Origin of the sequence: Aequorivita aurantiaca (genome assembly GCF_030410135.1) — a bacterium.
Taxonomy (GTDB): domain Bacteria; phylum Bacteroidota; class Bacteroidia; order Flavobacteriales; family Flavobacteriaceae; genus Aequorivita; species Aequorivita aurantiaca.
The window spans coordinates 180,921-195,573 of the sequence record NZ_JAUGQQ010000004.1; the positions used below are offsets into that span (position 1 = coordinate 180,921).

The 14,653-nt window shown below is 41.2% G+C and carries 13 protein-coding genes; 6 read left to right on the top strand and 7 right to left on the bottom strand.

Annotation, left to right across the window (positions count from 1 at the left end):
* Positions 1 to 45: 45 nt before the first annotated feature.
* Together QRD02_RS08500 and QRD02_RS08505 are read right to left on the bottom strand one after the other, a co-directional pair.
* Positions 46 to 2,805 (bottom strand): carboxypeptidase-like regulatory domain-containing protein, encoded by a 2,760-nt coding sequence (locus tag QRD02_RS08500; RefSeq protein ID WP_290254505.1) that lies wholly within the window; start codon positions 2,803 to 2,805, stop codon positions 46 to 48.
* 84 nt (positions 2,806 to 2,889) lie between these two features.
* The gene (locus QRD02_RS08505; RefSeq protein WP_290254506.1) at positions 2,890 to 3,771 is read right to left on the bottom strand and encodes a GLPGLI family protein; all 882 of its coding nucleotides are present in this window, start codon (positions 3,769 to 3,771) and stop codon (positions 2,890 to 2,892) included.
* Between the two features lie 159 nt (positions 3,772 to 3,930).
* Between QRD02_RS08505 and QRD02_RS08510 the strand changes: the two genes are divergently transcribed.
* Together QRD02_RS08510 and QRD02_RS08515 are read left to right on the top strand one after the other, a co-directional pair.
* Positions 3,931 to 4,731 carry a hypothetical protein gene (locus tag QRD02_RS08510; RefSeq protein WP_290254507.1) on the top strand — a complete coding sequence of 267 codons (801 nt, stop codon included), beginning with the start codon at positions 3,931 to 3,933 and terminating at the stop codon, positions 4,729 to 4,731.
* Positions 4,732 to 4,733: 2 nt separating this feature from the next.
* Positions 4,734 to 5,348, top strand: coding sequence for a deoxynucleoside kinase (locus QRD02_RS08515; RefSeq protein ID WP_290254508.1), 615 nt, complete (start codon positions 4,734 to 4,736; stop codon positions 5,346 to 5,348).
* A 16-nt stretch (positions 5,349 to 5,364) separates the two neighbouring features.
* On the opposite strand, the gene QRD02_RS08520 is transcribed toward QRD02_RS08515, so the two are convergent.
* The 4 genes from QRD02_RS08520 to QRD02_RS08535 all read right to left on the bottom strand — a co-directional run bounded on the left by QRD02_RS08520 (position 5,365) and on the right by QRD02_RS08535 (position 11,833).
* Positions 5,365 to 6,627, bottom strand: a complete 1,263-nt coding sequence (locus QRD02_RS08520; RefSeq protein WP_290254509.1) for an MgtC/SapB family protein — start codon at positions 6,625 to 6,627, stop codon at positions 5,365 to 5,367.
* 124 nt (positions 6,628 to 6,751) lie between these two features.
* Positions 6,752 to 9,241: a sodium-translocating pyrophosphatase gene (locus QRD02_RS08525; protein ID WP_290254510.1), complete on the bottom strand. Its 2,490-nt coding sequence runs from the start codon at positions 9,239 to 9,241 to the stop codon at positions 6,752 to 6,754.
* Between the two features lie 142 nt (positions 9,242 to 9,383).
* On the bottom strand, positions 9,384 to 10,784 hold the full coding sequence (locus QRD02_RS08530; protein WP_290254511.1) for an MATE family efflux transporter: 1,401 nt from the start codon (positions 10,782 to 10,784) through the stop codon (positions 9,384 to 9,386).
* Positions 10,785 to 10,870: 86 nt separating this feature from the next.
* The gene (locus tag QRD02_RS08535; protein WP_290254512.1) at positions 10,871 to 11,833 is read right to left on the bottom strand and encodes a helix-turn-helix transcriptional regulator; all 963 of its coding nucleotides are present in this window, start codon (positions 11,831 to 11,833) and stop codon (positions 10,871 to 10,873) included.
* Between the two features lie 115 nt (positions 11,834 to 11,948).
* Between QRD02_RS08535 and QRD02_RS08540 the strand changes: the two genes are divergently transcribed.
* The 4 genes from QRD02_RS08540 to QRD02_RS08555 all read left to right on the top strand — a co-directional run bounded on the left by QRD02_RS08540 (position 11,949) and on the right by QRD02_RS08555 (position 13,472).
* Positions 11,949 to 12,437 (top strand): DinB family protein, encoded by a 489-nt coding sequence (locus tag QRD02_RS08540; protein ID WP_290254513.1) that lies wholly within the window; start codon positions 11,949 to 11,951, stop codon positions 12,435 to 12,437.
* Positions 12,438 to 12,439: 2 nt separating this feature from the next.
* A complete protein-coding gene (locus QRD02_RS08545; protein ID WP_290254514.1) occupies positions 12,440 to 12,652 on the top strand; it encodes a hypothetical protein in 213 nt (70 codons plus the stop codon).
* Positions 12,653 to 12,723: 71 nt separating this feature from the next.
* Positions 12,724 to 13,029 carry an ArsR/SmtB family transcription factor gene (locus QRD02_RS08550; RefSeq protein WP_290254515.1) on the top strand — a complete coding sequence of 102 codons (306 nt, stop codon included), beginning with the start codon at positions 12,724 to 12,726 and terminating at the stop codon, positions 13,027 to 13,029.
* A gap of 20 nt (positions 13,030 to 13,049) precedes the next feature.
* Positions 13,050 to 13,472, top strand: coding sequence for an SRPBCC family protein (locus QRD02_RS08555; RefSeq protein ID WP_290254516.1), 423 nt, complete (start codon positions 13,050 to 13,052; stop codon positions 13,470 to 13,472).
* Positions 13,473 to 13,631: 159 nt separating this feature from the next.
* Here QRD02_RS08555 and QRD02_RS08560 read toward each other — a convergent pair whose 3' ends face one another.
* The gene (locus tag QRD02_RS08560; RefSeq protein ID WP_290254517.1) at positions 13,632 to 14,609 is read right to left on the bottom strand and encodes a GlxA family transcriptional regulator; all 978 of its coding nucleotides are present in this window, start codon (positions 14,607 to 14,609) and stop codon (positions 13,632 to 13,634) included.
* Positions 14,610 to 14,653 lie beyond the last annotated feature (44 nt).

The following is a 14,653-nucleotide window of genomic DNA, read 5'->3' on the forward strand; positions in this document are numbered from 1 at the left end:
ATTTAGGAAATATTAATGAGAATGGTTCGCTCGCCCAACAGGATACTATAAGTCATATTTCACAACAAACATCACGATTCGTGGCATCACAAAATATTGTGAAGTTGTGATAAATTGGTCGGTATAACTATCATTGTTGATAGATTTTGTGTCCAAAATATTTGAGGCCTGTACAGAAAATTCCCAAGGGCTTTCACCTTTTCTGTAATAAAGATTTGCATTAAAGAAGGAATATGTGTTCTCAACTGTATTGGCCCGGTTGGAATAATTGTAGTAATCCCATTCCGCAAATAAATTGAAATCCTTCAAAAACCGAATGTTCACATTTGCATATGGCATGTTCGTGTAAAAAACTTGGTTTGCGCCACCATTGTCATAATTGTTTATTATGAAACGGTAGCCAACTTCAAAATTGGGAACGTCTTTAAAATTGCTCAAAACACTGGCATTGTAGTTCTGCGTAAAACTTTCGCTTTTCTGAATTTCACTATTTATGGTGTTATTGGTTTTGCTTAAAAACAATGCTGCATCCAGCTTAAACTGAACCTTTTTTACTGTTTTGCTGAATCTTCCCACAGCCGAAAATGTTTCGTCAGGAAAGTTGCTGTCATAATTTATTGGGCTGCTAACCTGGCTAATACCCACCAACCTCGTGTTCAACTTTACGGCATCCATACGTCGCGTATAGCTCAAATTCCCACCAATGTTTGTGTAATTGAAAAGATTGAAACTAAAATAGGTCAGGTTGTAACTGTGCGAAAGCGAATTCTGAAGATCCCTATTTCCGCGGAAAAGCTGATTGTAATTGTTGAAAACATAGGCCTGGGCATAATTATTTACATCAGTATATTGTGATGTGATTGCATAATTAAACCGAAGATTTTCGCTCTTTTTCATTTCCCAAACCACATTTAAATCCGGCAAAACCATCCATTCGTTTTGGATTGAAGTTGTTCCCAATTGGTCATTTTTCAGGTTATAATTGTGAAGCGTGAGGCCTGGCGTAAAAATAAATTTTCCACTTTTCAGTTTATAGTGCAGGCCGAAAAAGGCATCGGTAAAAGAATAGGTCACATCGTTATTGAAATCATCGGCTTCAAAATTATTTCTGCTGCCATTGTCCAAAATTTGAAAAATACCCGAATTGAATTCTTGGTTGCTGTAAGTGGCCCCAACCGTAAAATTAAGATTGCTCAAATTATTGAGAACATAATAATAATCAACCTTTGCGTCCAACTTGTTGCTCTTTACATTCTTGTTTTGGTTAATATTGTACCGATCCTCACGTTCCAAAGGATCGAAAATATCGGCATCAATATTAAAGGGATCGGTTTCATCAATTACCGTAAAAACGCCGCGAAAGGGAATATTATCCTGCACCGCTTGATAAAAAGGATCCTCATTTTGGTACAAATGCTGCACAGCAGCCGCAAAAATGTTTTTGTCATTTAGTGTATAATATGCATTAACATTTTGATTTATGGAGAAGGGTTCGTTCTTCTTTACTTCGGAAATATCGTTTTGATCGTTCCCGACGGTGGAAATTAAAAAATCATTCTCCGATTGCTTTGAAGTTTTGATGATCGCGTCATAATCCAATTGAAAATTAGTGTTCGGTTTATAGTTCCCGCTCAACTTGAGCATTCCCAATTGGTTGCGCTGATTGTTTTCCGAATTCGTTTTTTCAATTATCTGGGTTGTGGTATATTCACGAAGGCTGTGGTTTACTATGTTTGTTTTATTGTCGCTCAGAATTCCGAAGCCGCTGACATCCAATTTATCGTTCACGGTATAACTGAAATTGGCCGCTATAAATTTTGCATCAATACTTTTTGCACGGTCATTTTGGGAAACCGCAAACCCGAGATCGCTATTGCTGATATTAAAATTTGTCCCGCCGCCCTTGTTAAAATTCTTGAAACCCCCAGTAAAGTTGAAATAATCACGAAATGTGAACGGCACTTCCCCAATATTGTTGAAATCGGTAATAATGTTGATGCTATATTTTGGACTGTAATAAAATAGCTTCGGATGCACTAAATATCTACCGTTTTCCTCGCCGTACTCATCTGCCAAACCCGCTCCCGCAGTCACTTCCCCGAACCAGAAATTCTTTTTTCCTTCTTTTAGCTTTATGTTTATTGCCACATTATCGCGGTCGTTACCGAGGCCTCGCATTTGGTCCACTTCATTGTAATTCCGAAGCACTTCCACTTTATCCACCGCATCGGCGGGAATATTTTTGGTGGCCAACTTGCTGTCCCCGTCAAAAAAATCCTTCCCCTCAACCATGACTTTTGAAACTGTCTTTCCCTCAACTTGTATTTCGCCCTCATCGTTCACTTCAACGCCCGGAAGCTTTTTCATCACATCGCCCAACTTTCGTTCGTCGCCATTCGTGAAACTGTCGGCGTTGTAAACTATAGTATCGCCTTTAACGGTAACGGGCATTTCGTAAACAATTTCCACATCATCAAGTTGATTTTCTTGCGGATTTAAAATGAAATCCAATTCCATATTTTCGGCGTTTTGGGGAACATTCACGGTTTGATCCTTAGTTTCATAACCCAAAAAACTAGCGCGCAAAATATAATTGTTTCCCTTTGGAAGATCGAGTTGGTAACGCCCTTGGTAATTTGTAATTCCGTAGGATTCGGTCTCGCCGGAAGATTTTATGCTGGCAATAACATTGGCAAATTCCAGTGGATTGCCGATGCTGTCCTTAATTGTGCCTTTCACTTTGATGCTTTGGGCGGAAAGGGAAAAAGAGAATAGAAAAAGAAATAATATAAAAGGTTCTTTCATATTTTATGTTGGTCAAAAAACTTCTCGACTGCATTCGAAGAAACAGTCATTGGGCCGGGCAAATGCAGTCGAAACCTAATCTTTTTATCCGCCGAATCCACCGCCACGGCGGCCATTCCCACCACTATTTTGGAAATTTTCCCGTAACTCTTCCGTTTTTTCCTTTACAATTTTATTGTATTCCTCGCGGGTGACTTCCATTCCTTTTTTTGGAGGCTCAATTGTTTCGGCATCTTTTGGGTTCATAACTATTTTGGAACATAAAAGCGTGGTTCGGTAAACGTTCAATTCCAAAATCAGTCCGGGCAGTCCGGCATATTCCCCCGGCCCGTTGCTTACCGGAATCTGTGGCGTAAACCAAGCCGTAACTTCAATTTCCTCCGGAATTTCAATCATATCCATTGGGTCTTGCAACTGTGCTGAATCCTTTTTCACTCCAGAATTTTCCTTTTCATCTTTCTTTTTTGGGCGCGCCATGCTGAAATCGTTCGGGTCAACTTTCTTTATCGCAGTGGCCTTAAAGGCAATGTATTGCCCGATAGGTTTGGATTCCTTTGTAATTCGCCAATCCAACGTTTTAATGGAATCGGTTACCAAAAATTGTTTTCCGAAGAATTCATTTTCCTCAATTATTTTACCGGATTTTAGATTTTTATATTGCGCACCTGGGGTGTAGCTGTTCAACACCATTTTAAACCTGGGATTCATGGGCGTTGCGTCCAGTTTTTCTTCTTCCTTATAAAGAGATTCTTCTTTATTGAAGGTAAGAATGTAGGTTTTTTCCAGCGTGCTCTTCATCATTTGGGAAATTGTTTTCTTCATTTCCTCGGTCATTTCACCTCTGCCACCGCCTAGAGCGTCAAGATCTACGGTAGTTTTGGATTGATAAAAAGCTTGGCCGCTAATGTTCTGGGCATTAATTCCGAAAGAGATAAAAAGTAGAAAAATTAAAATGTATTGATACATATTATATGATTTTGAAGTATGTTGATTTTTAGAAATGTTTAAAAATAGAATATTTTGTTTGAACAAAAGTACGAGTTATCCTTAAGATGAACCAAGGTACAATCTGTTACATTATTTTCCGTTCAAATAGTTCGTCCCATTTTGTAACTTGCCATCATCATGAAACAGCTTTTCCTTCTCCTATTATTTTTTTGCCAAATGGGCATTTCCCAAAGCCTAACTCCGGTAAGTAAAATTCCGTTTACTGCCGATAGATTCATTGGTTTGGATAATTATAAAAACAGCTATTTCATTCGGGATCGGGTGCTTCAAAAACAAGGACCGGACGGACAATATAGATTTAACGATTTGCAACTTGGGCGAATTACTTCCGTAGATATCATCAATCCGCTAAAGGTGGTGGCTTTTTTTCAGGATACGAACACTGTGGTGTTACTGGACAACAACCTCAACGAAATTGAACGTATAAACTTCAATAACCTGCCGCAATTCTTAAACGTGAGCACTGCGACAAATGCGGGCAGCAACAGCCTTTGGCTTTTTAATGTGGACACACAACAATTGGAACTTTACAATTATGGCTCAAAACTGCAAACCGTGGTTTCGCAACCGTTTCCGGGGAAATTGATTTCGCAGGCGAGCAATTTTAACTATTGCTTTACGCTGACCGAAAAGAAATTACGCGCATTTAATAGTTACGGAAGCATATTGAATGAAATGGATTCGAATGGGTTCGAAAAAATAATTCAGCAGAACGAAAACGTGGTTGCCTTAAAAGAAAATGAACTGTTTTACTTGCCAGATTTCGCAAGGCGAAACGACGCAGTTTCTCACGAAATAACCAAGCTTCCAATAACTGAAATAAGCATTAAAGACTTGCAGCTTACCAATGATTTCCTTTATATTTATGACGGCGAAAATTTGCACACTTTTAAACTAACCCTCCCAATTAAAGAATAGCTATGCACGTTGCAATTGCAGGAAACATTGGTTCCGGAAAAACTACCCTTACGCGTTTATTGGCAAAACATTACAAATGGCAAGCCCATTATGAGGATGTGGAGGACAATCCATATTTGGATGACTTTTACAACCAAATGGAACGCTGGTCCTTCAATCTGCAAATCTATTTCTTGAACAGCCGCTTCCGTCAAATATTGGAAATTCGTGAAAAGGGAAAAAGTGTAATTCAGGACCGGACCATTTATGAGGATGCATACATTTTTGCGCCCAACCTACACGCGATGGGGTTGATGACGAATCGGGATTATGAAAACTATCGCTCTCTTTTTGAACTAATGGAAAGTGTGACCGAAGGTCCAGATCTTTTAATTTATTTACGAAGCTCTATTCCAAATTTGGTAGATCAAATCCATAAACGCGGTCGCGATTACGAAAACTCTATAAGCATTGATTACCTAAGCCGCCTGAATGAGCGTTACGAGGCATGGATACACGGTTATGATAAAGGCAATCTCATTATTTTTGATGTGGATAACATAAATTTTGTGGATGATCCCGAACATTTAGGACAGGTAATAAATAAAATAGACGCTGAACTGCACGGACTGTTTTAAAGAAGGAAAGGTAACTTTAGAAATGCCAGCCTTCAGGCCAAAGCCACATCAATAAAAGGCCCGCCGCTATTGAAAGCACCATTGCGCCGCCCAACCACTTTGCCAATTCCTTACTTCCCAAAATGGCAGCAAGCACAATTTTAAAGGCAAAATTGGCCAGCACTCCAGTCATTATCAATCGCCACCCCAGCTCAGTTCCCAAACCGCCTTTAATGGATTGCGCGAGTGAAAGGGTGATTGCATCCTTTTTTGCAAGTCCCCCCACAATGGAAACTATGTATAGGCCACTATTGCCAAATTCCTCCTCCGTATAGGCAACGGCAAGTAAAATAAGCGCGTACAGAAGACCAAAAATAAAAGCACTTTTAAACTGCGCAGGATTTTTAGGTTCGGGCATTTCTTCTTCATTTTCCTCTTTTGAAATGGTATAGAAAAGAATAATGGAAAGTACCGACATAAAAACAAAAAGAATTAGAAACGGCACTATTAAGGCCGGCAATTTTTCTGGAACCACAATTCCTATTTCAACAATAACCCGAATAATGGAAACGGTGACAGCGGCCATAATAACAAAGGCCGACATTTTGCCAAGGGCCTTATTGCTTTTTGAATTTCGCGCATAGCTAACCGTTGTTGCGGTACTACTGATTACACCTCCTAAAATTCCGTTGGAAATCATCCCTGCTTTTTTGCCCACCCACTTGTAAACAAAATATCCCAGAATGCTGATTCCAACAATAAGGGTTACCATGAGCCAGATTTCCCGAGGGTTTAGGACATTTAAGGGGCCAAAAGTTTTATCGGGAAGTATAGGAAGAATGACCAGTGATATGCCCACAAAGGTCATAATTGCTGAAATATCCTTTTCCTTCAATTTGTCAATGAAATTGTGGAGCGTTTCCTTCACATAAAGGAGCACAGCGAGCGCGCCACCAACAACTACGGCTATAAACTGATTGCCCAAAACGAGATAAGAACCAATTGCAAACATCAGCAATACCGCTACTTCGGTGGTTTGACCCACGTTTGTATCGGGCTCCTTCTTAGCTTTTAGATAATTTGCCATTAACATCAACGCCGTGATGGCAATCCCGAAACAGGGCAAAATAAAAGCATTTTCAAAATCTCGAGTAAGAAAACCGGCAAGAACGCCCAAAATGGAAATAAGGGTAAAGGTCCGCACGCCAGCCATTTCGTGGTCTGATTTCTCACGTTGAAGTCCAACAAGAAGCCCAAGCCCAAAGGCGATGCCCAATGTAATTAAATCCGGATAGTTCATAGCAAGGCCTAAGATAGGGAAATTTCAGTATTCAATATTCACAACTCATTATTCAGAATAAAAAAACCTGCAAGTTTCTGGGAAGCCTGCAGGTTGGAACTTAATTTTTGTATTTGGAAATTTGTTATTCCTTATCCTTAATCTTAATTTTTATTCCGTCAACATCTTTCAACTGGGCGCGTACTTCTTCTTCGGTTCCTGTGAAAGTTTTTGTTTCGGTTGTTTCTACGCCGTCAACCGTTCTAATTATGGTCACATTTGCTGTTACCCGATCGTTGTTTTCATTCTTCAACATTTCCACAGTTGTTTCAGTTTTATTCTTTAAATCGCGACCTTCTTCAATTGTGGAACCAGATTCGATATATTGAATTTGCTTGTCAGTGAGAATTGTTTTGTTTCCTTCGGCATCAATGAAATATGAAATTGGCGCTTCGGAATCTTTCGGCGGAACATTCACATCGCCGTGGTTTCCAAGAATTGGCGCGATTACCAAACCAACCAAACAGGTAAGTTTAATCAAAATATTCATAGATGGCCCTGAAGTATCCTTAAAAGGATCACCCACAGTATCCCCGGTTACAGCTGCTTTATGGGCATCGCTTCCTTTATAGGTCATTTCGCCATTGATCATTACACCAGCTTCGAAAGATTTCTTCGCGTTATCCCAAGCACCACCGGCGTTATTTTGGAAAATAGCCCACATTACCCCGCTCACACAAACACCGGCCATATACCCACCAAGTGGTTCAGCACCGAAAAGAAGACCAATAATAATAGGAGTAATAATGGTAATCAATCCCGGAAGAAGCATTTCCTTCAAGGCAGCTTTTGTTGAAATATCAACACATTTTGCATATTCTGGTGTGCCGGTTCCTTCCATAATTCCTGGAATTTCACGGAATTGACGACGCACTTCCTGCACCATTTCCATCGCGGCCTTTCCTACGGATTTCATTGCCATTGCAGAGAAAACCACCGGAATCATTCCACCTACGAATAACATTGAAAGTACGTCTGCGCGGAAAATGTTAATACCATCAATTCCGGTAAATGTAACGTAAGCAGCAAAAAGAGCTAAAGCAGTCAACGCTGCGGAAGCGATTGCGAACCCTTTTCCAACAGCTGCTGTAGTATTTCCAACGGAATCCAAAATGTCAGTACGTTCACGCACGTGTGGTTCTAGTTCGCTCATTTCGGCAACACCACCCGCATTGTCTGCGATTGGACCGAAGGCATCAATGGCAAGCTGCATAGCCGTAGTAGCCATCATTGCGGAAGCGGCCAAGGCAACTCCGTAAAAACCTGCAAGTTCGTAAGAACCATAAATCGCAGCGGCAAATAAAAGTACCGAAGCGAAAGTTGAGTACATACCAACAGCAAGACCTGCAATAATATTGGTTGCAGCACCGGTTGAGGAATTTTTAACGATATCAAGCACCGGTTTTTTACCGAGACTTGTATAATAAGCGGTTACGAAAGAAATCAAGGCGCCCACGGCTAGACCGATACACGCTGCCCAGAATACATTTATGGAAGCGATGGTTTTGTAGCCTTCGCCGAAGAATTTCATATTCATTGTTTCTGGAAGCATCCAGTCTATCAAGAAATAACTTGCAATAAGCGTAATGATTATCGCCGCCCAGTTTCCAGTGTCCAAAGCTTTCTGAACCTGGCTTTCGCGGGCTTCGTTGTTTTTTATTTTCACAAAGAACGTCCCAATGATTGATGCCAAAATACCAACACCTGCAATTACAACTGGCAGAAGAATTGGCCCCATATTGTTGAAACCATCCGTAAACGGAATGTCCAATGACATATCACGAATTACGTAATTACCCAACACCATTGCGGCAAGAACGGTAGCAACATAACTTCCGAAAAGGTCAGCACCCATCCCGGCCACGTCACCAACGTTATCACCAACGTTATCGGCAATTGTAGCAGGGTTACGCGGGTCATCCTCTGGGATTCCAGCTTCAACCTTACCTACAAGATCGGCACCCACATCGGCTGCTTTCGTATAAATTCCACCACCCACACGGGCAAAAAGTGCAATACTTTCGGCACCAAGCGAGAAACCTGCAAGGGCTTCAAGCACGATGGTCATTTCATCATAAAAATTAACGGGATCGGTTCCTATAAATTGACCTATAAAGAAAAGGAAGAACAAGCTCAAGCCCAACACTGCAAGTCCGGCAACGCCCAGCCCCATAACGGTTCCCCCGCCAAAGGAAACTTTTAATGCCTGTGGAAGACTTGTTTTTGCGGCCTCAGCGGTACGTGCGTTTGCGTCGGTTGCAATACGCATCCCAATATTTCCTGCCAAAGCTGAAAATATTGCACCACAAATAAATGCGGGAACAATCATCCAACTAGTTGAAGGCACTATTTGCGAAACTACAAAAAGTAAAACGGCGGCTATTATTGCGAAAATCACCAATAAACGGTATTCTGCATTCAAAAATGCCAACGCGCCTTCTTTGATGCTTTTTGAAATAAACTGCATGCGATCACTACCAGCGGGTTGTTTTTTCACCCAGCTCATCTTCACGAGCATAAACAAAAGACCTAAAACGGCCAGTGCAATAGGAATAAATATAATGTTCTGTTCCATTATTCTAGTTAATTTAGATTGGTTTCAAATTTGCGACTGCAAAAATAGGTAAATTGGTTGGGTTAAAAAATATTAAATATGAAAGAAAAAAGCCCCAGCCAGCGGAAGATTCCCATTTGCTTGGCGATTGATTCTGAAAGGATTAAACTTTTATCGCTTTCCACTTTCCTTTTTTAAACCAAATTATTGCGATTATCGCAATCAACGATTCCGCCAACGCGATGGCCAAAAATACCCCGAGAGGCCCCCAATCCAATACAAGTGAAACCAAATAAGCAAAGGGTAATTGAAATACCCAAAAGCAGAAAAAGTTGATGATGGTTGGCGTTTTCGTATCGCCCGCACCGTTGAAGGCCATCGTTACGGTCATTCCATAGGCGTACAGAAAATAGCCAACAGAAACAATCTGCAAACTTAGTGCGCCGTATTTCAGAACTTCGGGTTCCACACTAAACCAACCGATAATGGTTTTTGCAAACAGCAAATAAATTATTGACACGGCAACCATAAACAATGCGTTATATTTTGCAGTTTTCCAAACGGAAGTTTCGGCGCGTTCGGGTTGATTCGCTCCCAAATTTTGTCCCACCAAAGTGGCCGCAGCATTGCTCAATCCCCACGCGGGCATCATCGTAAACATCATCACCCGAATGGCAATGGTGTAGCCGGCCAATACTTCACTTCCGAATTCACTAATAATCCGCATTAAGAAAATCCAACTGCTGGTTCCGATAATAAATTGCCCAATTCCGCCGAGGGAAACGCGAACCAAGTTTACCATTACGCCTATGTTCACTACAAAATCCTTCCACGCCAACCTAATTCTCGTGCTTCCGTAGAATAAAATATACAATTGGAAAATCACTGCGATTCCTCTGCCAATTGTCGTCGCGATGGCCGCGCCGGCAACACCGTATTCGGGAATCGGCCCCCAACCAAAAATAAAAATGGGGTCCAAAATAATATTGATTGCATTCGAAAGAATGAGCGTCCACATGGCCATCGCGGCATTGCCCGCGCCTCGGTACACCGCATTTATAAGAAACAGGAGCACAATCGTAAAGTTTCCGCCAAAAAGGATTTGGGTATAGCGAAAGCCTTCATCAATCAAATCCTGTTCCGCCCCCATCAGACCAAGGATTTCCTTTGGAAACATTATTCCAATAACACTTACAATTGCGGAAACAAATGTTCCCAATAAAATAACCTGCACGGTAGCTCGCTTTGCTCCTTCCGTATCCTTTTCACCAATGCGGCGTGCAACAATTGCTGTGGCGGCCATGCTTAAGCCCACGGCCAAAGCATACACTAGCGTTATCACGGATTCGGTCAAGCCAATGGTGGCAACTGCGTTCGTACTTATTTGCGAAACGAAAGCAATATCCACCAATGCAAAAATTGATTCCATGCTCATTTCCAAAATCATGGGCACGGCGAGCAGAAAAATTGCTTTTTTGATGCTGGCTTGGGTGAGGTCAATTTCCTTGCCCGCAATGGCTTCCCTTAAAAGACTGAAAAATGATTTGATGGATTGCTTAGCCATTTTTTTTTACAAAAGTGGCGGTAAATGTAGGGAGAAAAGACGCAGAAAGTAATGGGCGATTACGACATTCTAAGGGCATAAGTCTTCTATTGCAATAAATTTTTCTTGCTGTTTTCTATAATTTCCAAAATGTGTTTCCTCAAACTTTCTGGCTCAAGAATTTTGGCATAATCAGCAAACATCAAATACCAGCGCGCAAAGGAGTGTTCTACATTATGGGCGAGAAATGTCATTTCCACGCCCTCCTCTTTTATTTCCTCGGAAATAAAGCCGTGGTTTTTGAGGTCGCTTTTTATATATTTCACGATGGTTTTATCAACCAAAATGCGCACTTCGGTTTTCGGAATTTCTTTTTCCCTTTTACGGAAATCGTCCAGCGTGGCGTGCTCTTTTTGGAACGGTAAATCAGTTCGTTTTATTTCAAGCAATCTGTCTGTACGGAATTGACGGTAATCATTTCGGAAATGGCAGTACGCCAGAACATACCAATAATTATTTTCATGAAAAATGCCCACTGGCTCTAAATATCTTTCGGAAGGCCTTTCAGCTTCCAAGGATTGGTATTTCACAAAAACCTGCTTCTTTTCAGCGATGCTTTCAAAAAGAATTTCCAAGGCGTTCGGAATATTTTCATTGAAAAGATTTTCTGCAGGATTGATGATTATCTGCGATTGCAGCGCATCAATCCAGTCCTTTTCCTTTCCGCGAAGCACCGATTTCACCTTAAACATTGCCGATTCGTAATAACTTCCGAAGGACTTATCAGTAAAATGCTGCATCAGTTTTTCGGCGGCAACAAAGCTACTGGCCTCCTCACGCGTAAACATAACGGGCGGCAAGCGGTAGCCATCCATAATTGAATAACCCACGCCAGCCTCGCTGACTATTGGCACTCCCGAAGTTTCGAGTGAACGCACATCACGATATATGGTGCGGAGGCTAACGTTAAATCGATCGGCCAATTCCTGGGCCTTTACAATCTTTTTGGACTGCAATTGTATCAAGATTGCCACAATTCTGTCAAATCGGTTCAGGGTTTCGTCGCTCATATTCCAAAGATAGTATCAATTAATTTTAAATTATTTTTTTACTACTGACAAACCGCTGTCATCCGCCCCATTTAATTTTGGTATCAGAAACAACAAACATTAAAAACCTATCATTATGAATGCAACAGCACACAAAACAGCACGGGTAATTTCTTCCGAAGAACTTTTGGCTCATTATCAAGGCCATAGAAACCTAACGCGCCGAACTATTGAGGCTTTTCCCGAAAACGAATTCTTTAGTCACAGCATTGGCGGTATGCGCACTTTTGCGGAAATGGTCATGGAACTTTTGGGAATCGCGGGACCCGGAATGCAGGAAATTGTTTCGGGGAAATCGGAGCCATTGAACGAACACGTCGAGCACGACAACAGCAAAGCAAAGATTTTGGAACTCTGGGACCAAACTACCGAGCAAATTAATATGCTTTGGCCAAAAATTTCCGCAGAACGCTTTCAGGAAAACATTTTGCTTTTTGGAATGTACGAGGGCACGGTAATTTCATCCATGCTTTATTTTATAGACAATGAAATCCACCACCGTGGGCAGGGATTTGTGTATTTGCGATCGTTGGGGGTGGAGCCACCAGCTTTTTACGAAAGATAGAAATGGTTTTGGTGTTTAAAACTTCTGTTAGGGCAAATGATGAGGTGAAAAAACTTCGTCCATTGCTCAACAAATTGACTGGCCGAAATGGCCAATGGAATTTCGACTTGGAGGATTGCGACAACATTCTCCGGGTGGAAACCAAATATTTGGAGGCAAATAATATTACTACCACATTGAGAAATCAAGGATTTTATTGTGAGGAATTGGTTTAACGATTTTTCAAAATAAATTTGCGTAACCAAAAAGTTACATATATATTTGTAACCGAACAGTTACCTATACTATGAGACGAGATGTATTTCAAGCCATTGCAGACCCTACGCGGAGGGAAATTATAAATCTTCTATCTACGGAAACCCTAAACTTGAATGCCGTGGCCGAAAACTTTGAAATAAGCAGACCGGCCATTTCAAAGCATATCAAAATCCTCACGGAATGTGGGCTTATTACGATAAATCAAGAAGGCCGTGAGCGTTTTTGCAGCGCTAATTTGCAAAACTTAAAGGAAGTTGCAAACTGGGTGGAACAATATGAAGCTTTTTGGAATAGCAAATTGGATAATCTTGATAAATATCTTTCAAAAAAATAATAACATATAATCTTAACGCCATGGAACAAAAAACGCTAAAAGTAGAACGCACCTACAACGCCCCTATTTCAAAAGTATGGAACGCAATTACCGACAAAAACGAAATGAAGCAATGGTATTTTGACCTTGCCGAATTCAAACCTGAAGTAGGTTTTAAATTTGAGTTTATGGGCGGCACCGAAGAAAAGCAATACCTCCATCTGTGTGAGGTTACGGAAGTAGTGCCCGAAAAGAAAATAACCTATTCCTGGCGGTACGATGGTTATGACGGCAATAGTTATGTGACTTTTGAATTGTTTGAGGAGGGAAACAATACAAGATTGCAACTCACCCACCGAGGCTTGGAAACTTTTCCGGATAAGGATGATTTTGCAAGAAGTAATTTTGAGCAGGGCTGGGATTATTTTATGAATACCGCGCTGAAGGTTTTCTTGGAAGATTGAAAATGTCTGTTCGAGCGCAGTCGAGAACTGTCTTCAACCGTGCGACCGGCTCTGGGTGAACTATACAAATTTCAAATTGGCTGGCGCTCTTTTTATGCGAATCTGTAAATTTGGGATTTGGGATTTGAGATTTGAGATTTGAGATTTTGGATTCGTTTATTAAGCCTGCAGTTTACTATACCTATTCATATAATCCAGCGGGGTCATATCGGTTATTTTTCTGAATACGTCGCGGAAGGCTTTTGGGTCGTTGTAGCCCACGTCATACATTACTTCGTTTACGTTTTTGCGGCCTGTTTCCAATTCTTTTTTGGCGGCTTCCACCTTTACGCGCTGCATATATTCAACAACGGTGTTGCTGGTGGCCTTTTTGAATCGCCTTTCGAATGTCCTTCTGCTCAGGGCCATATCGGCGCACAGGTCATCCACGTTCATTTTCTCCTGAAAGTTGGCTTCAATGAATTCCTGCACCTTTAATATTTCATTATCCTCGTGGCCTTTTTGCCCTTTAAAAATTATAAACGGACTCTGGCTATTTCGGCTTATGTCAATTTCGAACACTTTGGAAGAAAGCACCGCCATCTCGCGCCCAGCAAACTTTTCCACTAAATAAAGATTTAGGTTTAAGGATGAATACGCCCCGCCGCTGGTATAAATCCCGTTTTCATCCGTGATTATTTTATCGTCCACCAAATTCACTTTCGGGAACATTCCGCGGAATTCATCGGCGGCAATCCAATGGGTGGCGCAGTTTTTTCCGTTTAGCAAGCCCGTGCTTGCCAATAAAAAAGCTCCAATGCAAAGACTTGCAACCTCAGCGCCATTTTTATATTGCTGCACAATCCACGGAATAAACTCTTTGTTGGTTTCGACCACCTCCTTATAATTTCCATGAATTGCGGGTATTATTACCAAATCCGTATGTTTTACTTCCTCTATGTTCGCATCGGGAATAATGGTGAAAATGCCGTTACTCAAACGCGCATCTTTATGTGTAGCCACCAATTGTGTTTGGAACAATGGCTCCTTCCCCATTCGCACCAAAAAATCATTGGTCATATTGAACATTTTATGGGTGGCCTCGAGATTGCTGAGGCTGGAATTGCCTTCCGGGACTAAGATTGATATATGTCTCATTTGTAATGTTTAATAGTGGAATTGTTTAAGTGTTTAATTGGCTT